At 64.6% G+C, this 25247-nt stretch carries 33 protein-coding genes and 1 tRNA gene; 10 read left to right on the plus strand and 24 right to left on the minus strand.

Annotated features, from left to right (window positions below; all coding sequences use genetic code 11):
• The first annotated feature begins 3 nt into the window (after positions 1 to 3).
• The 4 genes from pip (F9929_RS04935) to rarD all read left to right on the plus strand — a co-directional run bounded on the left by pip (F9929_RS04935) (position 4) and on the right by rarD (position 3424).
• Positions 4 to 978, plus strand: coding sequence for a prolyl aminopeptidase (gene pip, locus F9929_RS04935; RefSeq protein ID WP_152045432.1), 975 nt, complete (start codon positions 4 to 6; stop codon positions 976 to 978).
• Positions 975 to 1460, plus strand: a complete 486-nt coding sequence (locus tag F9929_RS04940; RefSeq protein WP_152045433.1) for a GFA family protein — start codon at positions 975 to 977, stop codon at positions 1458 to 1460. Before pip (F9929_RS04935) ends, F9929_RS04940 begins: the two co-directional genes overlap by 4 nt.
• Positions 1457 to 2413, plus strand: a complete 957-nt coding sequence (gene pip / locus F9929_RS04945; RefSeq protein WP_152045434.1) for a prolyl aminopeptidase — start codon at positions 1457 to 1459, stop codon at positions 2411 to 2413. The genes F9929_RS04940 and pip (F9929_RS04945) overlap by 4 nt, the downstream gene beginning before the upstream one ends.
• Positions 2414 to 2497: 84 nt before the next feature.
• Positions 2498 to 3424, plus strand: coding sequence for an EamA family transporter RarD (gene rarD / locus F9929_RS04950; protein WP_152045435.1), 927 nt, complete (start codon positions 2498 to 2500; stop codon positions 3422 to 3424).
• On the opposite strand, the gene F9929_RS04955 is transcribed toward rarD, so the two are convergent.
• A complete protein-coding gene (locus F9929_RS04955; protein ID WP_152045436.1) occupies positions 3425 to 4033 on the minus strand; it encodes an LOG family protein in 609 nt (202 codons plus the stop codon).
• Between the two features lie 65 nt (positions 4034 to 4098).
• Complete coding sequence (locus F9929_RS04960) at positions 4099 to 4956, minus strand: D-amino-acid transaminase (protein WP_152045437.1); 858 nt, start codon at positions 4954 to 4956, stop codon at positions 4099 to 4101.
• Positions 4957 to 5119: 163 nt separating this feature from the next.
• Here F9929_RS04960 and xylB point away from each other — a divergent pair, with 163 nt between their 5' ends.
• From xylB to F9929_RS04980, 4 genes are read left to right on the plus strand one after another with little or no spacing between them, the layout of a single operon-like run.
• Entirely contained in the window at positions 5120 to 6580 is a 1461-nt protein-coding gene (xylB, locus tag F9929_RS04965; RefSeq protein WP_152045438.1) for a xylulokinase, read from the plus strand.
• On the plus strand, positions 6577 to 8073 hold the full coding sequence (locus tag F9929_RS04970; protein WP_210251303.1) for a sensor histidine kinase: 1497 nt from the start codon (positions 6577 to 6579) through the stop codon (positions 8071 to 8073). Before xylB ends, F9929_RS04970 begins: the two co-directional genes overlap by 4 nt.
• Positions 8074 to 8110: 37 nt before the next feature.
• A complete protein-coding gene (locus F9929_RS04975) occupies positions 8111 to 8524 on the plus strand; it encodes a response regulator (protein WP_152045777.1) in 414 nt (137 codons plus the stop codon).
• Complete coding sequence (locus tag F9929_RS04980; protein WP_152045439.1) at positions 8524 to 9558, plus strand: sensor histidine kinase; 1035 nt, start codon at positions 8524 to 8526, stop codon at positions 9556 to 9558. Before F9929_RS04975 ends, F9929_RS04980 begins: the two co-directional genes overlap by 1 nt.
• A 92-nt stretch (positions 9559 to 9650) precedes the next feature.
• Here the strand turns inward: F9929_RS04980 and F9929_RS04985 are convergent, their stop codons facing one another.
• From F9929_RS04985 to F9929_RS05010, 6 genes are all read right to left on the minus strand, one after another.
• Positions 9651 to 10772 (minus strand): branched-chain amino acid ABC transporter substrate-binding protein, encoded by a 1122-nt coding sequence (locus F9929_RS04985; protein ID WP_152045440.1) that lies wholly within the window; start codon positions 10770 to 10772, stop codon positions 9651 to 9653.
• A gap of 101 nt (positions 10773 to 10873) precedes the next feature.
• Positions 10874 to 11260, minus strand: a complete 387-nt coding sequence (locus tag F9929_RS04990) for a DUF6867 family protein (RefSeq protein ID WP_152045441.1) — start codon at positions 11258 to 11260, stop codon at positions 10874 to 10876.
• A gap of 7 nt (positions 11261 to 11267) precedes the next feature.
• Positions 11268 to 12002, minus strand: a complete 735-nt coding sequence (locus F9929_RS04995) for an ABC transporter ATP-binding protein (protein WP_152045442.1) — start codon at positions 12000 to 12002, stop codon at positions 11268 to 11270.
• The gene (locus tag F9929_RS05000) at positions 11999 to 12868 is read right to left on the minus strand and encodes an ABC transporter ATP-binding protein (RefSeq protein WP_152045443.1); all 870 of its coding nucleotides are present in this window, start codon (positions 12866 to 12868) and stop codon (positions 11999 to 12001) included. Before F9929_RS05000 ends, F9929_RS04995 begins: the two co-directional genes overlap by 4 nt.
• Entirely contained in the window at positions 12868 to 14268 is a 1401-nt protein-coding gene (gene livM, locus F9929_RS05005; protein ID WP_152045444.1) for a high-affinity branched-chain amino acid ABC transporter permease LivM, read from the minus strand. The genes F9929_RS05000 and livM overlap by 1 nt, the downstream gene beginning before the upstream one ends.
• Before the next feature lie 5 nt (positions 14269 to 14273).
• Positions 14274 to 15194 carry a branched-chain amino acid ABC transporter permease gene (locus F9929_RS05010; protein WP_152045445.1) on the minus strand — a complete coding sequence of 307 codons (921 nt, stop codon included), beginning with the start codon at positions 15192 to 15194 and terminating at the stop codon, positions 14274 to 14276.
• Between the two features lie 319 nt (positions 15195 to 15513).
• Here F9929_RS05010 and purU point away from each other — a divergent pair, with 319 nt between their 5' ends.
• Positions 15514 to 16389: a formyltetrahydrofolate deformylase gene (gene purU / locus F9929_RS05015; protein ID WP_152045446.1), complete on the plus strand. Its 876-nt coding sequence runs from the start codon at positions 15514 to 15516 to the stop codon at positions 16387 to 16389.
• Positions 16390 to 16473: 84 nt separating this feature from the next.
• Positions 16474 to 16563 (plus strand) — tRNA-Ser (locus F9929_RS05020).
• A gap of 90 nt (positions 16564 to 16653) precedes the next feature.
• Here F9929_RS05020 and F9929_RS05025 read toward each other — a convergent pair.
• From F9929_RS05025 to F9929_RS05100, 16 genes are all read right to left on the minus strand, one after another.
• Complete coding sequence (locus F9929_RS05025; protein WP_152045447.1) at positions 16654 to 17730, minus strand: tyrosine-type recombinase/integrase; 1077 nt, start codon at positions 17728 to 17730, stop codon at positions 16654 to 16656.
• Positions 17731 to 17915: 185 nt separating this feature from the next.
• Entirely contained in the window at positions 17916 to 18368 is a 453-nt protein-coding gene (locus F9929_RS05030; RefSeq protein WP_152045448.1) for a hypothetical protein, read from the minus strand.
• Positions 18369 to 18574: 206 nt separating this feature from the next.
• Positions 18575 to 19831: a MazG-like family protein gene (locus tag F9929_RS05035; RefSeq protein ID WP_152045449.1), complete on the minus strand. Its 1257-nt coding sequence runs from the start codon at positions 19829 to 19831 to the stop codon at positions 18575 to 18577.
• A complete protein-coding gene (locus F9929_RS05040) occupies positions 19824 to 20012 on the minus strand; it encodes a hypothetical protein (protein ID WP_152045450.1) in 189 nt (62 codons plus the stop codon). The genes F9929_RS05035 and F9929_RS05040 overlap by 8 nt, the downstream gene beginning before the upstream one ends.
• Positions 20009 to 20344, minus strand: coding sequence for a DUF3307 domain-containing protein (locus tag F9929_RS05045; RefSeq protein WP_152045451.1), 336 nt, complete (start codon positions 20342 to 20344; stop codon positions 20009 to 20011). Before F9929_RS05045 ends, F9929_RS05040 begins: the two co-directional genes overlap by 4 nt.
• Positions 20341 to 20634 carry a hypothetical protein gene (locus F9929_RS05050; protein ID WP_152045452.1) on the minus strand — a complete coding sequence of 98 codons (294 nt, stop codon included), beginning with the start codon at positions 20632 to 20634 and terminating at the stop codon, positions 20341 to 20343. Before F9929_RS05050 ends, F9929_RS05045 begins: the two co-directional genes overlap by 4 nt.
• A complete protein-coding gene (locus F9929_RS05055) occupies positions 20631 to 21224 on the minus strand; it encodes a cupin domain-containing protein (RefSeq protein ID WP_152045453.1) in 594 nt (197 codons plus the stop codon). Before F9929_RS05055 ends, F9929_RS05050 begins: the two co-directional genes overlap by 4 nt.
• Positions 21221 to 21637: a DUF968 domain-containing protein gene (locus tag F9929_RS05060; protein ID WP_152045454.1), complete on the minus strand. Its 417-nt coding sequence runs from the start codon at positions 21635 to 21637 to the stop codon at positions 21221 to 21223. The genes F9929_RS05055 and F9929_RS05060 overlap by 4 nt, the downstream gene beginning before the upstream one ends.
• Entirely contained in the window at positions 21637 to 22869 is a 1233-nt protein-coding gene (locus F9929_RS05065) for a recombinase family protein (RefSeq protein WP_152045455.1), read from the minus strand. Before F9929_RS05065 ends, F9929_RS05060 begins: the two co-directional genes overlap by 1 nt.
• On the minus strand, positions 22866 to 23783 hold the full coding sequence (locus F9929_RS05070) for a PD-(D/E)XK nuclease-like domain-containing protein (RefSeq protein WP_210251304.1): 918 nt from the start codon (positions 23781 to 23783) through the stop codon (positions 22866 to 22868). Before F9929_RS05070 ends, F9929_RS05065 begins: the two co-directional genes overlap by 4 nt.
• Positions 23783 to 23965, minus strand: coding sequence for a hypothetical protein (locus tag F9929_RS05075; protein ID WP_152045457.1), 183 nt, complete (start codon positions 23963 to 23965; stop codon positions 23783 to 23785). Before F9929_RS05075 ends, F9929_RS05070 begins: the two co-directional genes overlap by 1 nt.
• Positions 23962 to 24222: a hypothetical protein gene (locus F9929_RS05080; protein ID WP_152045458.1), complete on the minus strand. Its 261-nt coding sequence runs from the start codon at positions 24220 to 24222 to the stop codon at positions 23962 to 23964. Before F9929_RS05080 ends, F9929_RS05075 begins: the two co-directional genes overlap by 4 nt.
• Complete coding sequence (locus F9929_RS05085; protein ID WP_152045459.1) at positions 24219 to 24416, minus strand: hypothetical protein; 198 nt, start codon at positions 24414 to 24416, stop codon at positions 24219 to 24221. The genes F9929_RS05080 and F9929_RS05085 overlap by 4 nt, the downstream gene beginning before the upstream one ends.
• Positions 24416 to 24595: a hypothetical protein gene (locus F9929_RS05090; RefSeq protein WP_152045460.1), complete on the minus strand. Its 180-nt coding sequence runs from the start codon at positions 24593 to 24595 to the stop codon at positions 24416 to 24418. The genes F9929_RS05085 and F9929_RS05090 overlap by 1 nt, the downstream gene beginning before the upstream one ends.
• Positions 24595 to 24939 carry a hypothetical protein gene (locus F9929_RS05095; protein WP_152045461.1) on the minus strand — a complete coding sequence of 115 codons (345 nt, stop codon included), beginning with the start codon at positions 24937 to 24939 and terminating at the stop codon, positions 24595 to 24597. The genes F9929_RS05090 and F9929_RS05095 overlap by 1 nt, the downstream gene beginning before the upstream one ends.
• On the minus strand, positions 24939 to 25244 hold the full coding sequence (locus F9929_RS05100; RefSeq protein ID WP_152045462.1) for a hypothetical protein: 306 nt from the start codon (positions 25242 to 25244) through the stop codon (positions 24939 to 24941). Before F9929_RS05100 ends, F9929_RS05095 begins: the two co-directional genes overlap by 1 nt.
• Between the last annotated feature and the right edge of the window lie 3 nt (positions 25245 to 25247).

A 25247-nucleotide genomic window follows, 5' to 3' on the forward strand; every position in this document is an offset into this window, starting at 1 on the left:
TCCTTGCCACCCGTCACGAAGCCTTATCCGCCGATCGAGCCCTACGCGACGGGCCGCCTTTCCGTCGGCGAAGGCCACGAGCTTTACTGGGAGCGCTGCGGCACGCCCGGCGCCCTGCCGGCGGTGTTCCTGCATGGCGGTCCGGGCAGTGGGTCCTCGCCGCATCATCGTCGCTTGTTCGATCCGGCGCGCTACGACGTGCTTCTGTTCGACCAGCGCGCCTCCGGCCGCTCCACGCCGCTCGGAAGCTTGGAGGCCAACACCACGGCCCATCTCGTCGCCGATATCGAGCGCTTGCGCGAGATGGCGGGGGTGGAACGGTGGCTTGTCTTCGGCGGGTCCTGGGGCGCGACGCTGGCGATCGCCTATGCCGAGGCTCATCCCGAACGCGTTGCGGCCATGGTGCTGCGCGGCGTCTTCACCGGCCGGAAACAGGAACTCGACTGGTTCTATGGTGGGGGCGCGGCCACGATGTTTCCCGACCATTGGGAGCGTTTCCTGACGCCCCTTCCAACGGACGAACGGGGCGACATCGTCGCGGCTTTCCATGCCCGGTTGTCGCATGAGGATGCGCGGGTGCGCGAGGAAGCTGCTTCCGCTTGGGCTGGATGGGAGCGCCGCCTCGTGGCCTTGCGCGGCTCGGCGGCGGCGAGCGCGCCCTTGTCCGCCGGCCCCGCGACGGTCGCTTTCTCCCGGATCGAGAACCATTTCGTTTATCACCGCCTTTGGCTGGCGGAAGGCCAGCTTCTGGCGGAGGCGCATCGCTTGGGGGGCATTCCGGGCGTGATCGTCCAGGGCCGTTTCGACATGGTGACGCCGCCCGCCACCGCCCATGCGCTGGCCAAGGCATGGCCGGATGCCGATTTCCGGCTCGTGGAAGGGGCGGGCCACGCTTTTTCCGAAAGCGGCATTCTCGACGAACTCGTGGCCGCCACCGACCGTTTCGCCGCTGAACTCGGAAAGGGGACCGCGCAATGAGCCTCGACAACCGACCCGTCCATACCGGCGGCTGCCAGTGCGGCGCGGTGCGTTTTCGCATTGAAGGCGCGCTCGGGAAGGCATCGATCTGCCATTGCCGCATGTGCCAGAAGGCTTTCGGCAACTTCTTCGCCGCTCTCGTCAGCACCGAAGGCGTGGTCTGGACGCGGAGCGAGCCGAAGCGCTTCCGATCCTCCAACCACGTGCTGCGCGGCTTCTGCCCCGAATGCGGCACGCCGCTGACCTACGAGGCCCCGGACGGGATCGCGCTGGCCATCGGCGCCTTCGACGATCCGTCCGCACTCGCCCCGGAGATCCAGTTCGGGACCGAGGAGGAACTGCCCTTCGTCGGCGCGCTCGACACCGTGCCGCGACGCGACACGATGGGCGATCTGGAGAATGCCTCGTACCTGTCCACGATCGAGTCCTACCAGCATCCCGACCACGACACGGACGGCCAATGGCCGAAGGGACGACCATGAGCGACCTTCGTCCGCTGTATCCACCGATCGACCCCTATGCTTCCGGCCATCTCGATGTCGGCGAGGGTCATCGCATCTATTGGGAGCGCTGCGGCACGCCGGGCGCCAAGCCCGCCGTGTTCCTGCATGGCGGCCCGGGCGGCGGATGCACGCAAACGCATCGCCGCTTCTTCGACCCTAAGCGCTACGACGTGCTCCTCTTCGACCAGCGCGGCTGCGGGCGCTCGACGCCCCACGCGGAACTCAGCGCCAACACGACCTGGCATCTCGTGGCCGATATCGAGCGCCTGCGCGAGATGGCGGGCGTGGAGCGCTGGCAGGTCTTCGGCGGCTCCTGGGGCTCGGCCCTCGCGCTCGCTTATGCCGAAACCCACACCGAGCGCGTCAGCGAACTCGTGCTGCGGGGCATCTTCACCCTGCGTCGGTTCGAACTCGAATGGTATTATCAGGAAGGCGCCTCCAACCTCTTTCCGGAAAAGTGGGAACGCTTCCTCGCGCCCATTCCGGTTGACGAGCGCGGCGACCTGATGGCGGCTTATCGCAAGCGGCTGGTCGGTGAGGACCGTGCCGCCCGGATCGAGGCGGCGAAGGCATGGAGCCGCTGGGAAGGCGAAACCTTGACGCTTCTGCCCGACCCTTCCGTCAGCGACGCCTTCGGCGACGAGGACTTCGCGGTTGCCTTCGCGCGCATCGAGAACCATTACTTCGTTCATGCCGGCTGGCTGCAGGAAGGGCAGCTTCTGCGCGACGCCGGCCGCCTGTCGGCCATCCCGACGGTGATCGTGCAGGGGCGCTACGATCTGGCGACGCCGGCCGTCACCGCATGGGACCTCCACCGCGCCTTGCCGGAAGCGGAGTTCCACATGATCGAGGATGCCGGCCATGCCGCGACCGAGCCCGGTATCCGCGATCGGCTTTTGCGTGCGACGGACGCTTTCGCATCACGAACGTGAATGCGTGACATGACCGAAATTCGGGTGTCGGGCGGCGGGGCCGGGTTGTAGAAGGCAGGCGGACGAGTTCCCAGCGAGCGTGCCATGCCTGCCGAAACCAACGAAACCTCGCAGGGGCTGCTTTATGCCCTATCGGCCTATCTGATCTGGGGCCTGATCCTGCCGCTCTACATGAAGGCGTTGTCCCATGTTCCGCCGATGGAGATCGTCGGGCACCGGATCGTCTGGTCGCTTCCCGTCGCGGTCGCGATTCTCTGGTGTAGCGGCGCGTTGAGGCAAGCACTCGCGAAGCTCCGCTCGCCGCGCCTCGTGGCGATGGGCGCGACCACGGCGGCGCTCATCACCTTGAACTGGAGCACCTATGTCTACGCGATCATCACCGATCGCGCGGTGGATGCGGCGCTCGGCTATTACATCAATCCGCTGGTGAACGTGCTTCTGGGAGCGGTCTTTCTACGTGAGCGTCCGACGCGGCTTCAGGGCGTCGCGATCCTTCTCGCCTTCGCGGCGGTTTTGATCCTCACCTTCCAGGCCGGCGGACTGCCCTGGATCTCCATCGTCCTCGCTTTGTCCTTCGGCACCTACGGTCTCCTGCGCAAGGCCATGCCCTTCGCGCCCGCCGAAGGCTTCTTCATCGAGGTGCTGATCCTGGCGCTGCCCGCTGCCGTGCTGATCGCGATGGCCTTACCGGAGGGGCCGCGCCATTACGTGCCTGAGGGCTTCGACTGGCTTCTCCTTTTCGGCACCGGCGCGATCACGGCCTTGCCGCTGATCCTCTACGCGGCCGGCGCCAAGCGGCTGCAATATGCCACGATCGGCATCCTGCAATATCTCGCGCCGACCATGATCTTCCTCACCGCCGTGTTCGTGTTCGGCGAGCCCTTCTCGCGCGCCCAGCTCGTCGCCTTCGCCCTGATCTGGGCCGGCGTCGGCATCTATGTCTGGTCGTTGGTGAACAGCCGGAAGGCCCGGCGGGCGGAAGAAAGTGCGGCGGCTGCGGGCCGAGCCTGACTAAAGCCGCTCGATCACCTTCGGTTCGCCCTGGCGCTCGTGCGGCGGCGGGGCATGGCGGTTCAGCGCCGGCACGATGTCCTCGGCCCGGTCGATCACCAGCGGGCGTACCTGATGCGCGGTGTGGATGAAACCCTCATCGCGCATATGGTCCAGAAGCTTGGCGAAGGGGTTCCAGAAGCCGGCGATATTGGCGATGGCGATGGGCTTGGAATGGCGGCCGAGCTGGCCCCAGGTCATGATCTCCACCAGCTCCTCCAGCGTGCCGATGCCGCCGGGAAGCGCCACGAAGGCGTCCGACCGCTCGAACATCTTGTGCTTGCGCTCGTGCATGTCCTCGGTGACCACGAGCTCGTCCAGCCGCTTCAGCTCTCTTTCGGTGGCTTCCATGTCGATCAGGAAGCGCGGGATGATGCCCGTCACCTCGCCGCCGGCCGCCAGAACCGCGTCGGACACCGCGCCCATGATCCCCCTGGTGCCGCCGCCATAGATCAGGCGGATGCCGTTCTCGCCCATGGCGGTGCCGAGGATGCGCGCGGCCTGGAGATGCTCGGGGTCGCGGCCCGGCGAAGAACCGCAATAAACGCAGATGGATCGAATCGAAGTCATGAGGTGAAGTTCCAATGTCGGCGCGGCCGGGTCAAGGCGACTCCGGCGGCCGGGGAGGGCGGGCGTCAAACGGCCCGCTTCAGGCTTTCGGTGATATAGATCTCGCGCAGGCGTTTGGTCACGGGGCCGGGCTCTCCGGTGCCGACGGGCGCACCGTCGACGGAGACCACCGGCGTCACGAAGGCGGAAGCCGAGGTGATGAACGCTTCGTCCGCGTCCTTGGCTTCGGCGATCGTGAAGGGGCGCTCCTCGAAGGAGATGCCTTCGGCCGCCGCGAAGCTCATCACGGCGGCGCGGGTAATGCCGTGGAGGAGGGAATGCGACAGCTCGCGCGTTCTGACCTTATCGTCCTTCACGATATAGGCGTTGTTGGACGAGCCTTCGGTGACGAAGCCCTGATCGTCCACCAGCCAGGCATCGTCTGCGCCCTTGGCTTTCGCCTCCGTCTTGGCGAGCGAGGGGTAGAGAAGCTGCACGGTCTTGATGTCGCGCCGGGCCCAGCGAAGATCGGGCATGGAGGCGACCTTCAACCCGCGACGCACGCTTTCGCGATGGAGAACGGGAAGCGCCTGCGTGAACAGGACGAGGCCGGGCGGCGTGCCTTCCGGCGGGAACAGGAAGTCGCGGTCGGCGACCCCGCGCGACACTTGAAGGTAGATCAGGCCCTCGTTCAGCGCGTTGCGCGACACGAGTTCGCGATGGATCGCGAGAAGCTCGGCTTCGTCGGCCGGCACCGCCATCCGCAATTCGCCCAGCGAGCGCTTCAACCGCGCCATGTGGCCGGGAAAGTCGATCAGCTTGCCGCCGATCACGGTCGTCACCTCGTAGACGCCGTCCGCCATCAGGAAAGCGCGGTCGAAGATCGAGACCTTCGCCTCTTCTTCGGGCACGAAGGCGCCGTTGACATAGGTGATGCGGCTCATGGCACCGCTCCTTGCGACATGGATTGCCTCGTTCGGCTAGCCGAATGGCGGCCCCATGGCTACCCGCCCCCAAGCATTTCCCGCCGCACCCCCGTTGTGTTTCGCCGCCAAGATTAGGAAGAAGGCTGGAAAACACAGCTTTCGGGGAGCCTTGGGGGAATCGATGGCGAACTATCTCGGATTTGATCTCGGAACCTCGTCGCTCAAAGTTCTGATCGTCGATGAGAACCAGGCGCCGGTGGCCACCGTCAGCGTGCCGCTTTCCGTGGAGCGCCCGCATTTCGGCTGGTCGGAACAGGACCCGGCGAGCTGGATCGCCGCCTGTCGCGAGGCGATGGCGAAGCTGAAGGCGGAGAACCCGCACGCGGTGGCGGCGGTGCACGGCATCGGGCTGTCCGGCCATATGCATGGCGCGACGATTCTGGGGGCCGGCGACGAGGTGCTGCGCCCCTGCATTCTCTGGAACGATACGCGAAGCGCCGCGGAGGCGCACGAACTCGACGACGAGGAAGGCCGGTGGATCACCGGCAATATCGTCTTTCCGGGCTTCACTGCCCCCAAACTCCTCTGGGTGCAGCGCTTCGAGCCGGAAATCTTCGCCAAGGTGCGGCGCGTCCTCCTGCCCAAGGACTACCTGCGTCTTTGGCTGACCGGCGAAGCGGTGTCCGAGATGTCGGACGCCGCCGGCACGTCCTGGCTCGACACGGCCGCGCGCTCGTGGTCCGACCGGATGCTGGAGCGCACCGGCCTGTCGCGCGAGCATATGCCCTCGCTCGTCGAGGGGACGGAGGTGAGCGGCAAGCTTCGCGGCGAGCTGGCCGCCGAATGGGGCATGGAGCCGGTGGTCGTGGCGGGCGGCGGGGGCGACAACGCGGCCTCGGCCTGCGGCGTCGGCGTCGTGCGGCCGGGCACCGGCTTCCTGTCGCTCGGCACGTCCGGCGTTCTTTTCACGGCGTCGGAAAGCTACCAGCCCCGGCCCGAAACCGCGATCCACACCTTCTGCCACGCCATCCCCAGGACGTGGCACCAGATGGGCGTGACGCTTTCGGCCGCGGCTTGCGTGGAATGGCTGAGCCAGCTTCTGAAGGAAAAGCCCGGCGACCTCACCGGTCCGCTCGGCGACGCCTGCGAAGTCCCCGGCCGCACCATGTTCCTGCCTTATCTTTCCGGCGAGCGCACGCCCCATAACGATGCCGACATTCGCGGCGTCTTCGTCGGGCTGGAAGCGTCCACGGACCGTGCCGCGATGACTCGCGCGGTTCTGGAAGGCGTCGCCTTTTCTATGCGCGACTGCCTGGAAGCGGGCGGCGGCGTCGGCACGGTGAAGCGCCTCGTCGCCGTCGGCGCCGGTTCGCGCTCGGCCTATTGGCTGGATGCGATGGCGAACGCCTTGTCCTGCGAGATCGTGCTGCCGGCATCGGGCGATTTCGGCGCGGCTCTCGGCGCCGCCCGCCTCGGCATGGTGGCGGCTACCGGCGCCGATCCGGCCGAGGTCATGCCCGAGCCGCCGACCGCCCGCGTCTTCTCGCCGAGGCCCGACATGGAAGCGGCGTTCACGGAAGGCTACGGGCATTACCGCGCCCTTTACCCGGCGCTGGCGAACTGGCGGCGCGCGGGCGCTTGAGTTCCACTGCCATGCGCCGCGAGGGTTCGTTCGAGCGGATCGTCCTTGTTTGCGTGACGCTCGGCTTCGCGGCGCTCGTCGTTGCGGTGCTGGCGGCCGCCTGGGGCTTTCAGCGCACACAAGAAACGAGCCGCCTCGTCAACCATACCTTCCGCGTGGAACTGACGCTCGGCGAGATCCGCACCCTGACCGAGCGCGTGGAAACGGCGCGGCGCGGCTTCCTGATCACGCCGGACGAGCGGTTCTTCCGCGTCTTCGAGGAAACCGAAGCGCGCCTGCCGGGCATTCTGGAGGCGATCGAAGCGCTGGTTTCCGACAATCCGGTTCAGGTGTCCCGCGTGGAACTCTTGCGGGCCGGCGTCGAGCGCCAGCGCCTCGCCGTCGCCCGCTCCTTCGAGCGGCGACGCGTGGATGGGGCGGAAGCGGCGCAAAGCGCCTTTGCCGAGGTCGGCCAGGCCGATGTCATCCGCGAGCTTCGCGACATCACCAACCAGATGGTCGCCGACGAGCAGAAGCTTCTGGCCGAGCGCAGTGCCGCGCAATCCACCAGCCTCGGCCATGCCTATGTCATTCTCGGCATCGCCGGCGTGATGCTTCTTCTTCTTGCCGGTGGGACGCTCTGGGCGGTGCGGCGCAACCTTGCCGAGTTGAAGCGTTCCCGAGACAGTCTGGCCGAACTTAACGACAATCTGGAAGCCTCGGTGGAAGCGCGCACCGCCGATCTTCAGCGCGCCAACGACGAAATTCAGCGCTTCGCCTATATCGTCAGCCATGACCTTCGCTCGCCGCTCGTCAACGTGATGGGCTTCACCAGCGAGATGGACGCGGCGCGCGGCTATCTCGTGGAACTGGTGGAGAAGGTGGAGGCGGAGGCCCCGCATCTCGTTTCCGAGGACGCGCGCCTCGCCGCGAGGGAAGATCTGCCCGAGGCCATCGGCTTCATCCGCTCCTCCACGCAGAAGATGGATCGCCTGATCAACGCCATCCTGCGCCTGTCGCGCGAAGGGCGAAGGGTGATCGCGCCCGAGGCCTTGAAGGTCGGCGAGATCGTGGACGGCATCTCGGCGAGCCTTGCCCATCGCGTGTCCGAGATCGGGGCGGAGATCAAGGTGGAGAACCGTCTTCCCGGCGTCGTCAGCGATCGGCTGGCGGTGGAGCAGATCCTTTCCAACCTCATCGAGAACGCCTTGAAGTATCGCGACGCGTCCCGGCCCGTTCGCGTCGCGGTGGAAGGGCGGCGCGAGGGGGAGCGGGTCGTCTTCGCGGTTCGCGACAACGGACGCGGCATCGACCCGCGCGATCACGACCGCGTCTTCGATCTTTTCCGCCGTTCCGGCGCGCAGGATCAGCCGGGCGAGGGGATCGGACTTGCGCATGTCCGCGCGCTCGCCTACCGCCTTGGTGGAAATATCTCTTGCGCATCGGAACTCGGGAAGGGCTCGACATTCACCCTGGTCCTGCCTGCCGTATACCGTCCCCGGAAGGAGGGGTGAGGATTTGAGCAGCACGCATCGCTCGGTCACGATCGTCATGATCGAGGACGACGAAGGCCACGCCCGGCTGATCGAGAAGAACATCCGCCGGGCCGGCGTGAACAACGAGATCCGCCACTTCACCGACGGCACGTCGGCGCTCGCCTATCTTTTCGATTCCGCCGACGGCCCGGCCCGCAACGGCCCTGCCATGGTGCTCCTGGACCTCAACCTGCCGGACATGAGCGGCACGGAAATCCTGACGCGCATGAAGTCGGACGGCCCGTTGAAGCGCACGCCGGTCGTGGTTCTCACCACCACGGACGACAAGGTGGAGATCCAGCGCTGTTACGATCTCGGCGCCAATGTCTACATCACCAAGCCGGTGAACTACGAGAGCTTCGCGCAGGCGATCCGCCAGCTCGGCCTGTTCCTGTCGGTCATCCAGGTGCCGGAGCCGGAAGCCACCTGATGGGCCAGCCGCCGCGCGTCCTTTATATCGACGACGACGAAGGCCTCTGCCATCTGGCGGCGCGCAACCTGAAACGTCGCGGCTTCGATGTCGCCACCGCGCAGTCGGGCCCCGAAGGCGAAAGACGGCTTCTGGGCGAGGCTTTCGATCTCGTGGCGATCGACCATTACATGCCGGGCGTCGACGGTCTCCAGACGCTGAAACGCCTGTCCGAAGTCCTGCCGGTCCTGCCGCCCGTGGTCTATGTCACGGGTTCGGAGGAAAGCCGGATCGCGGTGGCTGCCCTGCAGGCCGGCGCGACGGAATATGTGGTGAAGTCGATCGGCGACGAGTTCTTCGACCTTCTCGCGCAGACCTTCCACCAAGCCCTTGATCGCGCTGCGCTGAAGCGCGAGGCGGCTGCGGCGCAGGCGGCGCTGGCGCAGACCAACCAGCGGCTCGAAACGCTGTTGAAGGAAGTGAACCACCGCATCGCCAACAGTTTGCAGATGGTGTCGGCCTTCGTCATCATGCAGGGCGCGGCGCTCACCGACGAGACCGCCAAGGCCGCCCTGAAGCAGACGCAGCAGCGCATTCTCGCGATCGCGCAGGTCCATCGCAAGCTCTACACCTCGAACGATGTCGAGGTGGTGGACATGGCCGATTATCTCTCGGCGCTGATGGCCGATCTTCAGGACACGTGGTCGATCCCCTCCGCCCCGCGCCGCCTCAGCCTTCAGGCGGAAGACCTGAAGCTGAAGACCGACCGCGCCGTGGCCGTCGGGGTGATCGTGAACGAACTCGTCAGCAATGCCTGCAAATACGCCTATGCGCCGGGCTCGGCCGGCGACGTGCGCGTCCTGTTCGGCGCCAGCGGGGAGGGGTTCCGCCTGACGGTGGAGGACGACGGGCCGGGCTTTGCGCCGGACACGCTGCCGCGCGGCACGGGGCTCGGGCGCAAGCTCGTCGCCGCCATGGCCGCGACGCTGCGCTGCGAGATCGACTATGCGAGCGGCCCGACCGGCTTCCGTGTCGGCCTGCAGGCCTCCTTCTGAGCCGATCCACCAGACAGCCATCGCCGCAAAGAAAAACCGCCCCGGCATGACCGGGGCGGCTCGATGAACGACGCCTGCGAGGCGTCAGGCCATTACTTGCCGAGTTCGGCGTAGGTGATCTTGCCGTCCGCGTTCGGCTTCCAGACATACATCACGTAGTCCAGGTCCTTGCGGTCGCCCTTTTCGTCATAGGCGATCGGGCCGATGACCGTTTCGATCGACTTGCCGGCATGCAGCACTTCCGCGACCTTCTGCGGGTCGGCGGAGCCGGCATTCTTGATGCCGTCCGCGATGACCTGAACGGCCGCGTAGGAGTAGAGCGTGTAGGCCTCGGGGTTGAAGCCGGCGTCGCGGAACGTCTTCACGACGTTGGCGGCGGCGGGGTTCTTGGTGGCGTCCGGACCGAAGGTCATCAGCGTGCCTTCCACGGCCGGGCCGCCGATCGTGGCGAACTCGTCCGAGGTGATGCCGTCGCCCGACATGAAGGCGGGCTTGAAGCTCGTGTCGGCCGACTGGCGGACGATCAGGCCGGCTTCGGTGTGGAGGCCGCCCCAATAGATGAGATCGACCTTCTCGGCCTTCATCTTGGAGATCAGCGCCGAGAAGTCCTTGTCGCCGACATTGACGCCTTCGTACATGACTTCCTTGTCGCCGGCGGCGTTCATCGCCTTCTTGGTCTCGTCGGCGAGGCCCTGGCCGTAGGGCGTCTTGTCGTGGATGATCGCGACCTTCTTGCCCTTGAAGTTCTCGGCGATGTACTTGCCGGCCACCGCGCCCTGCTGGTCGTCGCGGCCGCAGGTGCGGAACACGTTGGTCAGACCGCGGTCGGTGAACTTCGGATTGGTGGAGGCGGGGGTCACTTCGAGGATGTTGTTCTCGGCGAAGACGTCCGAGGCCGGGATCGAAACGCCGGAGTTGAACGCGCCGACCACGAAGGTCACGCCTTCACCCACGAACTTGTTGGCGACCGAAACGCCCTGCTTGGGATCGGACACGTCGTCGCCGAGCTCGAGCGAAAGTTTCTCGCCGTTGATGCCGCCGGCGGCGTTGATGTCCGCGACCGCCTGCTCGGCGCCCTTCTGGAGCTGCGCGCCGAAGGCGGCGTTGGGGCCGGTGAGCGGGCCCATGACGCCGATCTTGATGTCGGCGAAGGCCGTGCCCGACAGAAGCAGGCCAGCGACGAGCGCGGCGCTTGAAAGCAGATGTTTCTTCATGCGTAACCCCTGTTGTTTAGCTGCAGCTTCGGTTCCAAGCATTTGGAACCAATGATCGAATGACGTTTTTCGGATGAGCTTCGTCCAAAGCTCAGCCGCTGTCATCCAGATTTCGTGAGAGGGCCGGTGCTCTCTGCGGGTGTCGTTACCGTCCGCCAGGAAAGGGGGCCGGAGCGCTCGTTCAGCCAGTGGTACTGCGTGACCATCTGGCTGGTCCGCGTGTAGCGATAGGCGAAGAAACCGATCGCGACGATCACGATCGTATCCACCAGATAGTAGTGCAGCGACAGAAGCGTGTCGCCGAGAACGCTGAAGTGGATGAATCGGATCGCGATGCCGAGAAGCAGGAGGTAGAAGAAAAGGACGGCCTGCCCCCGCCAAGTCTGCGCGCAGCTTCGGCCGGTCGCCCAGGCCGCGCCACCGCCCAGAATCACGGTGACGAGGATAAAGGGGAATGCGGATGGCGTTTCGTAGATCAGACCCTGCATGTGACCCTCAGTGCCCGCCTTCCAGATAGGCGGCGCGGACTTCCGGGTTCTCCAGAAGCTCGCGGCCCGTGCCGCTCATGGTGATGACGCCGTTCACCATCACATAGCCGCGATGGGCGAGCTTCAGCGCGTGATAGGCGTTCTGCTCCACCAGGAAGACCGTCAGCCCTTCCGTCTGGTTGAGCGTGCGGATGGCGTCGAAGATCTGCTTGACGATGAGGGGGGCGAGGCCCAGCGAGGGCTCGTCCAGCATCAGGAGCTTCGGCCGGGCCATCAGCGCGCGGGCGATGGCCAGCATCTGCTGCTCGCCGCCCGACAACGTGCCGCCGCGCTGGTTCATGCGCTCCTTCAAACGGGGGAAGAGCGTGAACATGCGCTCCGAATCCTCGCCGAAATATTTCAGCTTGTCGAGCGAAGCGCCCATCTGGAGATTTTCCAGAACGGTCATGCGCGGAAAGATGCGCCGGCCTTCCGGGGACTGCGCGACACGAAGGCGCGCGATCTCGTGGGGCGGCAGGCGGGTGATGTCGGTGCCGTTGTAGACGACCGAACCCTCGCGGGCCTGCGGATTGCCGAAGATGGTCATCATCAGCGTCGACTTGCCGGCGCCGTTGGCGCCGATCAGCGTGACGATTTCGCCGGGGCGCACTTCCACGTCGACGCCCTTCAGGGCGATGATCTTGCCGTAGAAGGTCTTGACGCCGCGAACCGAAAGCAGCGGAGCGGTGGAGGTCGCGTTCATCGCACGGCCTCGCCGGTCATTGCATCGAGCTGATGCTCCACCTTTTCCACTTCCTCGTCGTCGACGCCGAGATAGGCCGCGATCACGCGCGGATCGTTCTTCACTTCGGCCGGCGTGCCGTCGGAAATCTTGGTGCCGTATTCCAGCACCACGACGTGATCGGAAATCTCCATCACGACGCTCATGTCGTGCTCGATCAGGAGAAGCGACGTGCCGTGCTTCTCGCGGATGCCGAGAAGGAGCTTGTTGAGTTCCGCCGATTCGCGCGGGTTGAGGCCCGCCGCCGGCTCGTCGAGGCAGAGAAGCGCGGGTTCGGTGCACATGGCGCGCGCAATCTCGAGCCGCCGCTGGTCGCCATAGGGCAGGTCCGCCGCCGGGTCGTCGGCGCGGTCGATGAGCCGCGTCTGTTCCAGCCAGTAGCGCGCGCGCTCCACGGCCTGCTTCTCGGCGTCGCGGTAGCTCTTCAGCCCCAGGATGCCGAGGAAGGTCATGCCCGACGCGCGCATCAAGGGCGTGTGCTGCGCGACGAGCAGGTTCTCCAGCACCGTCATGCCGCCGAAGAGGCGGATGTTTTGGAAGGTGCGCGCCACTTTCGCGACGCGCGAGATACGGAAATCCGTCATCCGCTCCAGAAGATGCACCTGGCCGTCGGCGTGATGAAGCGCGAACATGCCCGATGTCGGCTTGTAGAAGCCGGTGATGCAGTTGAAGACCGTGGTCTTTCCCGCACCGTTCGGGCCGATGAGAGCCGTGACCTCGCCGCGCCCGGCGACGAAGGACAGGTCCTTCACCGCCGTCAGGCCGCCGAAGCGCATGGTGACGTGCTCGACCCGCAGTACCGGGTCCTTTTCCCAGGACAAGGCCATCAGCCGTGCCCTTCCGTCACGAGATCGGCCGAGATGGCCTTGCGTTCCTTCAGGAAGGCGGTCGGCTGGCGAGCCGAAACGAAACCGCGCGGGCGCCAAAGCATGATGCCCACCATGACGAGGCCGAAAATGAACATGCGATAATGGTCTGGATTGAACTCGTTGCCGAAGACGGCCTTCAGGAAGGAAAGCTCGCGCAGCATCTCGGAGCCGCCGATCATCACCACGGCGGCGATGGCGACGCCCACCATGGAGCCCATGCCGCCAAGAACCACGATCGCGACGATCACGACGGATTCCAGGAAGACGAAGGATTCCGGCGACACGAAGCCCTGGCGCGCGGCGAAGAAGGAGCCGGCGAAGCCTGCAAACATCGCGCCGATGGCGAAGGCCGTCAGCTTGGTGTTCGTGGTGTTAATGCCGAGCGAACGGCAGGCGACCTCGTCTTCGCGCAGCGCTTCCCAGGCACGGCCGATCGGCATCCGGCGCAGCCGCACCGTGATGAAGGCCGTGAACAGGGCGAGAGCCAGGATGAGGTAGTAGAGGAAGATCTTGTAATAAGCGGAAGAGGGCGGCAGCGCGAAGGCGCGCGCGAAGCTGCTGGCGCCCATGTCGAAGGTGTAAAGGCCGAACAGCGTGACCTTCGGGATCGAGGAGATGCCCGCCGCGCCGCCGGTGAATTCGCGCCAGTTGATGAGAACGAGGCGGATGATCTCGCCGAAGGCCAGCGTCACGATGGCGAGATAATCGCCGCGAAGACGCAAGACCGGGAAGCCGAGGAGGATGCCGAAGGTCGCCGCCAAGATGCCGGCAATCGGCAGAAGCACCCAGAACGACAGGTCGTAGTGGATGGCCAGAAGCGCGTAGCTGTAGGCGCCCACCGCGTAGAAGGCGACATAGCCGAGGTCGAGAAGGCCCGCGAGGCCGATCACGATGTTGAGGCCCCAGCCGAGCATCACGTAGATGAGGATCTGGACGCCGAAATTGTCGACCCACTTGATCGAGCCCTGGACGCCGGAAAGCGTCACGACGATCACCGGGTAAAGGAGGAGCAGCACGATGCCGCCGCGGAAGAGCCGCTTGTGGCGCAGGCGCCGCGCTTCGGCATCCGCGATCACGGCCGAAACCGGCTTCCTGTTCTCGCGCCGCGAGGCGAGCGCGGGAAACACGAAGGCCGACAGAAGAAAGCGCCCGACGAAGACGATCGCGACGATGATCAGGGCGTTGCCGAGCTTGTTCTGGACGATCAGCTCGTTCGCCATGTTCTGCGAGGTTTCGAGGCCGACGAGCGGCCCGAAGATGGCGAGCGCCACGATGCCGGCGATCAGGGCATCCTTGAACGCCTTGCCGAAGTCCGGCCCGTGCTGGGCCGGGGAATGAACCGTTGCCTGTGCCGTCATATCGATCAGACCTTCTCGATTTCCGGCCGGCCGAGGAGGCCTTGCGGCATGAAGATCAGGACGATGATGAGGATCGAGAAGGCCGCGACGTTCTGGTAGTCGGCCGACACGTACTGCGCCCAGAAGGTCTCGATGAGGCCGATGAGGATGCCGCCGATCACTGCGCCGGGAAGCGAGCCGATGCCGCCGAGAACGGCCGCCGTGAAGGCCTTGACGCCCGGCGTGAAGCCGTCGGCGAAGTTGATGACGCCGTAATACATCAGGAACATCGTGCCGGCGACGGCGGCCAGCGCCGCGCCCATCACGAAGGTCAGCGAGATGGTGAAATCGACATTGATGCCGAGGAGGCCGGCCATCTTGCGGTCCTGCTCGCAGGCGCGCTGGGCGCGGCCGAGCGAGGTCTTCTGCACCACGTACCAGAAGGCGGCGAGAAGAACGGCGGTGACGGTCCAGATCACGAGCTGCTTCAGCGAGACCGTGACGCCATAGCCCTCGGCGTTGGTCCAAAGGGTGTAGCTGTCGCGCAGCATCGGCGGGGTGGCCTTGTTGCGGGGGCCTTGCGCGATCTGCACGAAGTTCGACAGGACGATGGACATGCCGATCGCCGAAATCAGCGGCGCAAGGCGGAACGAGCCTCGCAAGGGCCTGTAGGCCACGCGCTCGATTGCCCAGCTCAGAACCGAGGTGAGGATCATGGAGGCCACCATCACCAGAAGAAGGGCGAGGGCGACGGAAGTAACGCCGAGCCAGGTGGTCAGCACAAGGAAGAGAATCAGGGCGAAGAAGGCGGACACCATGAAGACGTCGCCATGTGAAAAGTTGACCATGCCGATGATGCCGAAGACCATCGTGTAGCCGATGGCGATGAGTCCATAGATGGAACCCAATGTCAGGCCGTTGATCAACTGCTGGAAGAATCCCTCCATGATGCGTCCTTGGATATTGCCGTTCGACAGGCTGACCGAATTGGAATGACGAAGCAGCGGGTTGGCAGGTCAAATGCCTTTCCCTTCGCCACCGTTCGGTCATGATCAGTTTCATAGCGACGCTTCGGAAGCAAGCTCACATTCGCGACATTGATGTTGAGAATCAGCTTCCGTGATCCATGAGGTGAAAAAGCACTTGGCTGACGCCTCTGTGTCGACCTTAAGTCGCTTTTTGTCGCGTCGCTCGGTGCCGATGCGCTAAGGATCGCGTCCGACATCCGCGCCCTTTCCGCCGACCGTTCCAGACCTGCGAGCCACGATGCCTTCCGAACCCGCGACCTCCGCCACGGACGCTTTCATCCTTAACCTCACCTGCACGGACAAGCCGGGCATCGTTTCGGCGGTCACGACGGAACTTGCCGAACGGGGCGCCAACATCGCCGAATCCAGCCAGTTCTGGGATCGCGGCACCGACAGGTTCTTCATGCGCATCGCCTTCGCCGCGCCGGCCGGGCTCGGCCGGGACGCCATCGCGAAGGCCATCGAGCCGGTGGTGTCGCGTTTCGACATGAAGACGCGGCTGGTGGACGTGTCGCGCGCACCGCGCATCGTCATCATGGTGTCGAAGTTCGACCATGCGCTGCGCCATCTCCTGTACCAGATCCAGGTCGGCTGGCTGCGGGCGGAAGTGGTCGCCATCGTGTCCAATCACGAGGACGCGCGCCGGCTGGCGGAGATCGACGCCATTCCCTTCCACTACATCCCCGTCACGCGCGACACGAAGGCGGAGCAGGAAGAAAAGCTTCTGGCGCTCGTGCGCGAAACCGATGCCGATCTGGTGGTGTTGGCGCGCTACATGCAGGTCCTGTCCGACAACCTGTCGAAGCGCCTGTTCGGCAAGGTGATCAACATCCACCACTCGTTTCTGCCGAGTTTCAAGGGCGCCAAGCCCTATCACCAGGCGCATGGCCGGGGCGTGAAGCTGATCGGCGCGACGGCGCACTATGTCACCGCCGATCTCGACGAAGGTCCGATCATCGAGCAGGAGGTCGAGCGCGTGACCCACGCCATGACCTCGGAAGATTTCGTGGCCGTCGGGCGCGACGTGGAAAGCCGCGTCCTGGCGCGCGCCGTGAAGATGCATCTGGAAAGCCGGGTGATGCTGAACGGCCAGAAGACCGTCGTCTTCGCCTGACGGGGAAGGGCCCGAGCGCGACCGAAGCGCTTTTGCAGCGAAGACGGCTTGCGAAGCAGCGGCGCTTGGGCTAACTCCGGCGGTGGAGAGGTGGCCGAGTGGTCGAAGGCGCGCCCCTGCTAAGGGCGTATACGGGTAACCGTATCGAGGGTTCGAATCCCTTCTTCTCCGCCAGAACCCGTTGTTTTGTTTAGCGCTTTGGGTTCTGAAATCTCTCGACTTCTCAGGCAATCTGACGATCCGAGACGAGAACAAACGCGGATTTCAGCGAGATGCCTGCAAACTTCTTGCAGAGTTTGATCCCGATCCGTTCCTCTGTCGAAAATCCCAGCCGAGTCGCTTCGCCTCCTGGCCAAGGCCTGGATAGGGCATCTTCACGTATCGCTCCCAAGCATCGCTCTTCCATCCACCCTGTTGGCGCAGTCGCACGATGTCGAGCGTCTGAGCGTAGAACCATGTGGCCCAGGAATGCCGAGCGGTGTGCGGCGTATAGATCGCTGGATCCACGCCGATCGTCTCGCAAGCCCTGATCCAGAAGCGAAGCCGGCGGCCATGCGAAAGGTCTTCGTAGGGCGTACCGTCATAGCGCAGGAACAGCGGCCCCTTGTCGCCAAGGTTCGGGATTGCCGAGAGCGCCGCCTTCACCTTCGGGATGAGCGCAACGGACCGCTGATCGCCATTCTTCGTGTCGCGCAGGATCGCATAGCCGTTGTCGAGATCGATGTCGTCGCGACCGTCGATGCCGATCGCCTCCGACACCCGAACGCCTTGGCCGAACAGGAAGGTGGCAAAGGCCGGCGTCCAAGGGTTCGGATATCGGCTCGCGACGATGGCTTCCAGAAGGTCGTTCGCGCGTTTCGGGGTGAAGAAGTAGGTGCGCTGCTGACCGTCAGATGGCCGCTTGACGATCGGATGATGCCCATTCGCCCGAAGGATCGCGAGCGCCGGTGCGTAGAACTGGCGTCGGATCGTTGCTGATGACAAGGCAGGGTCGGGATAAGCGCGGAACGCTGCATCTTCGATCTCGACTTGGCCGATGGCGTCAATGCGCAGCTTGCCGAGTTGCGCCACCACCTTCGTCAGGTATCGGCGCTCCCCTCCATTGCGTTCATATCGCGCGGCCGCCTCCGCGAACGTGATAGCGGGTTCGCGACCCGTGTAATTCCGTTCCGCGACTTCGCCTTCGATCTGTCGCTTGATGGCGTCGGCTTGCCCTTTGTCTCGGGTTTTGGCCGATCGCCGGATCTGAATGCTATGAGGCTCGCCACCTTTCCAGACAGTGACGGTTCCATGGATCTGGTAGATGCCGGACTTTGGGTCTCGCTTGAGTTCGAGGGACATTGCACCATTCTCTCGCCCAACAGGCGAAGTTGATCAGGACGAAGTTTCACAGCGCGACCGACGCGGACGAACGGCACACCGTGCCGGCGTATCAGGTCGCGAACATATCGGGCCGGGCTGGCGCTATCTGCCGGCGTGATGCCGAGAGCATCGGCCGCCTCGTCCAAGCTGATGGGGCGCTCCATTCAGCCCTCCGCCTTTTGCGCGATGGCCCGGATGGCGTCAGGCAGCGGCGGGATCGCGACCGCGAGGTAATGCGTCGGAGCCGCATAGCTGCCGCTGTTCGCCACGGTGTCGTGCCCGGTGGGTGACGACCAGACGCGCTCATCTCCAGGGAAGATGGCGCAGTGCGCCCAGGTCGGGCCTTTCTCGCCAACCCGGTAGGTTCGGTGCCAGCCCTCTGGCGCTTCGTCAGCGTCCCGCCATTCGGCCGCCGCCTCTTCCAGCCCTTGGCGTCTTCCCTCGGCTTTGGCGGTCTCGCGGGTGGCGCGGCGGTCTGCCATGATGGCTCCCGCTATCATCTCCTCGACATCCGCATGGCATTCCGCGACGGGGGCTTCGTCCCACGTCTTCCGTGCCAAGGCTCTCACCTCCGCCGGCACGTCCTCCGCCAGCGCGCGCACGTCCGGCTTATCCATGGCTCGCGTCCTTCTGTTCGCGGAGGGCGGCGCGGCCTGTTTCGGTCAGCATCCAAGAAGCGCCGAAATTATTTGGCATCCGGCCCAGCGACACCAGCCCCTTAGCCTCTAACTTGGGCATGGTTTTCGGCCGCCATTTAAAGGGAAGCCCGTGTGGCCATGTGGCCGTGTCCATGAGGGCTCCCAACTCAAGCCTCGTCAGCCTCTCACCCATTTGCGTCGTCTCCACGTGCGGCGCGGGCGGCGAACGCTTCAGCGTCCATCACGGCGATACGAGCATCTTCCCATGAGCCGGCGTAGACAGGAGAAGCGTGGACGCGCAGTGCCGCGTCTTCATAGCTTTCACCTTCTCGCCTTATGCGGCTCCGCCACCAGTCGTCTTTACCCGCCTCATCCGCGCGGCGGCTCTGTTCGGCAAGAGCGGCTTCGGCGGCCTCTGCGCGCGCTTCCATATCCGCCAATCGTTGCCCGCACTGGTAGGCATCGCGCGCGTAGTCCGCGACCTGCTTCGAGAGGGCTTCGATGGTGGAGGCGGCGCGATCTGGTAGCTGAAGCCGGTCAAGGACACGGCGAGGGCTTCCATCTATGTTGTAGAAAACGCCGGCCTTGAGATCGGCAAGAACTGCCGCAGCCTCCGCCATCCCGCCACTAGAGGCGGTGGCTGGCGCTGGATGGAGGGCGGCGGGCACCGGGCCGTCAGCGTAGCGCGTGAAAGGCAGAACGGCTCTAACGACGCCTTCGACGCGATCTTCGAAATTAGGATCGTCCTCGAAAGCCGATCCATCTTCCGTCTCATCGAGAACTGCGCCCATCTCGCCGCGCAAAAGGTCGATGAAGGCTTCGCGATCCGCCGCGCTCGTGTCGGGCTTGGCGGTCTCTGGCGAGTTTGATGGAAGTTTGATGCCGCCCTCCACAATGGAGGGTTCGTGCAAACTGGCGGTCTCTGGTGTGGCGGAGAGGGCAGCGCGGATGTCTGCAAGTAGCGGCCAGAAACGACGACGTAAGTGCGCCGCGCCGATGGAGATAGAGCCCTTGTAGTCCTCGCAGAATTCATCGAGCTTGACGATAAGCGCCGCCCGGAGTTCGTCCGCTTCCGCTGTTGGGAGGGCGGGGGCGGCTTCGAGCCGATGCGGGAGCCCGACCTTCTCGCTCGTGGCGTTCCATTTGGCGACGACGGCGGCTTGAAGATCAACGCCCGCCGTGACCGCGCACAAGTCCGCGCAGATCACGACATCGGCAAGCTCTTCCGCCAGATGCTCGATGGTATCGCGCGACCCGGCCCAGCCCTGCCGCTCGCGTTCCAGCTTCTTGATGACGTTGCAGGCTTCTCCCGTTTCGCCCGCAAGCTCGTTGCCTCGGAAGGAAAGATCGGGGGCTTGATCGGGGCACCACGCGGCCTGTCGGTCGATATTGGCACGATGAAGGGCGGCAAGCGTCAGTCCCGCCGGCACTGTCTCAGACATGGGTGGTCTCCGAGGAGAGGGAGGCAAGACGAAAACCTGGACCGCGAGCAGCGATGAACTCGCGCGGGAGGGAGGCCCGATAGGCTCGCTCGCCGTGCGTCAGCAATAAATCGACAAGATCGCGCGCTTTCTGCACCCCTAAAGTCTTCAAGTTCAGGGGAACGACGTTCGACTGGCTCATGGCAAACCCCCGAAAGTCACAAGCAGAGCAGCCCATGTGACCTTGCAACCGACATGCATCGCTTGATCTTGGTTGTAGGAAAGGCGGCCATCGCACTTCGCGTAGTCGATGACGGAATGGGCGATGAGTTCGAACGCAGCCAAGAGCCAAGACTGCGTGACCATCCAGACCGCGCTGGCATGGATCCCGGCGTGGCAGGCTAACGCACCCGGCCAGATGGCTTCACCGGGCACGAGCGTCAGCTTGTGGTTCTTGGCCTTGCTGAGCCAGTCGCCTTGCAGCGGATAGTCGCAGAGCGCGTGAAGCGCGAGCATTTGCAGAAGCGCACTCATTCCCCATCCTCCTGCGAGCGGACAAGCGGGGCGGGCGGCTGGAACGAGAACCCGACCTTCCGAAGCCAGCTTTCGTCATTGTTGAAGAAGATGCGCCCGCCCTGCCACCAGATGGCGTCACCAAGCTGCGGCTCCACAGCGGCGGGATCGGCATAGACGCAGACCTCGTCATGAACGCCGCCTGACGTGTCCAGCACCCAATAGCGCACCACGTCTTTGCGCAGGGCAGGATGCTCTCTGTCGGTCAGAGCCATCGGCAGCTTTTCGATAATACGGCCACCGACGCTCATTGATCGCCCTCCGCGTTCGTGCGGACAGGCGGGGCGGATGCGAGGGCGGCTTCGATCCGGTCGGCAAGCAGGAACGCTTTCAGATAGAAGGCATCGCCTTCCATCCGCTGAGTGCCGAAGCCGCTCTCGTCATCGGTATTCCGAATGAAGCGCAGGGCAGCGGTCAGCGCCGCTCTCACCTCTTGAGTGGAGGAGGATGGGTCGGGCTCAATGGCGGGGGCGTCGTAGGCCGCGAAGATACGCTTCAGCTTTTCGCGATCTTCAGCGGAGATTGTCTCGCGAAGGAACAGCCAATCCTCCTCAGACCACCCACGCATTTGGTCGGTGACCAGCAACGCTCTGTCTCGACGGAAGGATGACGAGGAACTGATCTCAATGGCGCTCAGGATGCGGTCCGAGATTTGCGACCACATCGGGCCGTCGTTCTCGTTCTTGACGCCATGCGCATCAGCCAGCGCGATGAGAACTTCGCCCGCATCCAGCGTGCGAGCATCGCCAACCTCGCAGCCGAGACCTTCTCCTGCGAACGCATAGAGAAGCTGAAGCGCCTCGCGGAGCGCCGTGTGTTTGGGTGCTTGGGGCTCGGTCATGTGCGCGGCTCTCCGATCGCGCGCCCAATGCGAGCCAGATGCTCAGCAATGATGCGGCGGGCTTCGTCGGGGTCGCCGGTGACGGCGTAGATATCGAGCGCAAGCTGGCAGGGATCGTTGATGCCGTGCCCCTCGTAGAAAGCGTGCTCGTTCATCGAATGCTGGTGCCGGTGCTCGTCCGGCGTCATGGGCACGGTGAACCAGTCGTCCGGCTTCCGTCCTGTGCCAGCCATGGGCTTGCGATGGCGAGGATCGCCGAAGCGGATGTGGCAGGCTTCGCAACCCATCTGGCCGCTGATGATGCTCGGCAAGGTGCGGATGAAGGCGAGGTGCCGAGGCTCTTCGATGCGACGCTGCTTCTTGCCGAGGGGCTGAAGTGAGAAGGCGGTGTCAGGGAAACGGATCAACGACATCAGCGCGCCCCCGCCGGCTCGACGTCGCCTTCCTTGACGCCGATCTCTGCCGCCAGCAGCTTGACCGCCGCTTGGACGCTGAGCTTGCCCTGCGCAACCGCATCGGCACGATCCAGAACGCGTTTCAGGCGAGGGTGAAAGTCCGGCTGGATCTCGCGCTTCCAGTCGGCAACGGTAGCGCCAAGCTGCGCCCGCCGGTCCTGCGGCTCCATCGTCTCATCCGATGCCAGCGTCAGGAACTTCGACGCTGCCTCGGCCAGCAGGTTGCGCGTGGCGTTGTCGATCGCGCCGCGGGCATCAACCTGTTCCTCCTCACGCTCAGCCCCTTCGCCGCCCTGTGGCGTGCGATCGTCTTCGCCGTCATCATCGGCGGGCGGCGCGTCATCACGCTCGCTGTCGGGCTCCTGCGGCTGTTCCTCTTCGGCTTCTGCGATCCGGGGAGCGGGCTGCTCCGCTGTCGGACGGGCGAAGCCTTCATCCGTCGTGGTTGATCGCTCCTTCGCCGCGATCAGCCGTTGCGATAGCGATGACCGCTCGCCGGTGACATCGCGCGCCCGGTTCGAGCGAGCGGTTTCCGACAGGTCCAGCATTTCGTCCGGCGTATAGACGCCGAGCATGATGGCCGGCTCATAGATGCGAGCCCAATCGCGGGTGCCGCGATAGATCAGCATCCGGTCGAAGTTCTTCGGCGTCCACGGCGTCCCTTTCCCATCGGTCTTCCACTCGGCGACCGAGCCATCGAACATGCGACGGTCGAACAGTCGGATTCCGGGCGTCAGCTTGGCGATGACCCCTTCGTCGAAAGGTCGATCGCTGAGATAGATGCGGCGCGCCTCGCCAGATCCGATCAGGTGATGATGGAGCTTCGTCCCGAGCTTGGCGTCGAGAACGGCCGAGACGAGCTTGCCCTCGTAGCAAAGCTTGCCGTGGACGATGGACACACACTGCGCCACAGCGAACGGGTCCATGCCCCAGCGCACCGCCTGGTTCACGACCAAGAAGCAGTTCGCGATAACCTGCCCAGGCGACAGGTCTACCTCGCTTCCGCCGTTCTTCACTTTCCGCAGAGTGTCCGGAATCATTGACGTGGACGCCATGACGTTGGCGATCCGCTGCATGTGCTCGAACTTCGCGGTGTCCAGCATCGGCACCGCGTCGTCGGTCGGCATGATCTCGCGGGGCGCGCGGGCCGGAGCCAAGGCGCGGTTCTCCGTCGTGACAAGGGCGCTCACGCGGCATTCTCCATCTCAAGGAAGTTGTCGATCCGCTCTTTCGTCCACGGCTTGAGCTGCAGGTGCCGCTCTCCGCCGGCGAAGGGACGCGCGCCCGGCCACTCGCCGCTATCGAGGCACTGGCGGATCGTGCGCAGGGCCCAGCGAATTTCGCCTTCGCCGCGGTCCAGTTCGTGCTCGGAGACCTCGACATGCGCCGTGTCGGGCACCTCGTCTGTCAGCACGTAGAGGAGCACGAAGGTCTCGAAGGGGATGTCGAGCGCGCGGCAGACCATGCGGGTCATCGCGCCCTGCAGGTAATAGGCCGCGTCGAAGGCTTGCTTCTCGAGGAAGTCTTCATCGAACTTCGCCGCCGTCTTCAGGTCGGCGAAAATGCCATCGGCCGCCAGCACGTCGGGCCGGCAGCGAAGCCATAGGCCGGTCTCCGGGTCCTTCCAGGCCATGGTACGCTCAACGGCACCGTTCAGAAGGCCCTGCTGCACGAGCGGATATCGCCCGGCGTCTTCGGCGATGCGGTTGATCTGCAGAAGCTGCTCGGGCGTGACGATCGTCATGCCAGCCTTCTGCATTTCCTCGCGCCATTCCTGCGCGGCCTTCTTCTTGTAGTCGGTGAACTCCTCGGGGCGGATGATGAAGGTCTCGGAGAACACCTCGTCGCCCAGCAGCAGGCAGTGGACCGCCTTGCCGAAATCCAGCGCGTCAGAGCGCTTGCCTTCGATGTGCGCAGGGTTGTGTGCCCACCGGCCCCAAAACGCTTTCGGTGACCCGCCGTGCGACGGCAGGAGCCATTTCAGGGCGCTCTTGGAGATCGACGGCGCATCGAACAGATCAACGTTGCCGTGATACTCCGCCAGCGGGATGCCGACATAGGTTCCGTTCTCGGTGATCGGCGTGCCGTTCCAAACGACGTCCATCAAGCGGCTTCCTTCTTGACGAGCGTGAACTCCGGCAGGAAGCCGAACTCGAAGAAGTGGTCGAGCAACATCTGATAGAAGTGTGCGCGGTCGGGTGCAGCTTCAGGCACTTTCACCAGAGCCTCGTCGATCGCCGCATTGATCGCATCGGAGACATGGTTCGGGACGATGACGGTGGTCATGCTGCATCCTTCCTACCGGCGGCGCGGGCTTCGGAAATTTCGCTAGGGAACATGAGGGCGATGTGCTCGGGCACTTCGTCGCCGCAGCGAGCGGAGAGCAGCGCCTCGGCAAGCTCTTCACCGATTGATGGTTCGCGCGGCGGCATGTGCTCTTGGCGGAACGCTCGGGCTTTTGCTTTGCCGTGCTTCGCCTTGATGTGGCTGTAAACGCCGTTGTCGTCCGCGAGATGAGCGGCGCAATGCGGGCAATCGCTCATCGCTCGTCCTCGTTCTCAAGCAGCTTTTCGATCTGCAGGTTGATCGCCTCCACCTCGCTGTCGTGATGACGGGCTCGGGCGCGATCGGCCTGCTGGCGGAGGGAGTGGACGGCGGCGGCGACGAACCGCGGGTGGCGCATTGCAGAGGCCATGGAGGAGGCGGCGCGCGGCACCGGGTGAGCGAAGGCGAGCATTACTGTGCCTCCGTTGCAGAGGTCGCCTGCAGGCCTTTTGCGACCAGCTGGCGGACGGCCTCCGAAAGCGTGGCGATGCGGTTTGCGAAGCGGTAGTCGTTGATCGCAGCGACCTCGTCTTCGGTGATCTTCATCTGCAGCCGCTGTGTCGGAGAGGCACCAAGGGTCGGTCGTCCCATCACGCCGCCCTCCGCTCGCGACGAGCTTCTTCCGCTAATTCCGCCTGCCGAGTGAAAGCCGGGTCGTATTCCTCAGCCTGCAGTTCGAGGAGCTTGTCCTCCATGATGGACGCATAGTCCTCGTCCACCAGCGTGTGGCCGATCGCCATCATGTTCAGGCCATGGAGCGCTTCGCAGGCCGTCTTGGTGATCGGGTTGGCGAGCGTCTCGACGAGGTGAATGCGATCCGCGCAGCCTTGGTGCGAGAGGTCAAAGCTCTCACGGTTGACGGCGGCCTTCGCGCTATCAACCGCCTTGCTGAGAGCGTCGAGCGTGGCGATGAGTTCGAGCTTGGGGGACAGCATCACTGCTTCTCCTCTGCGAGAGCGAGGCGCAGCGCCTTCGTCAACTCAGTGACGCGCAGGCTCGCGGTTTCTCGCGATGTGAAGTAATTCAGAACGTCACGGGCGGCTTCGACCAGTGCCGCGTTTTGACGCGAAAGAGGTTCGTAGAGATCCACGGCCCGGCAGATGTAGAGAGCGCCGGCTTTGCAGTTTGCTGCGCCAATGAGGAGCGCCAACGGCTCGCCATCCGCATCGACTAAGCAGCGATCTTCCGCGTCGATCTTCTCAACGATGCAGGGCAACTGGAAAGGTGCTTCGCTCGCCATCGC

Origin of the sequence: Aureimonas psammosilenae, from assembly GCF_009176975.1 — a bacterium.
GTDB lineage: Bacteria > Pseudomonadota > Alphaproteobacteria > Rhizobiales > Rhizobiaceae > Plantimonas > Plantimonas psammosilenae.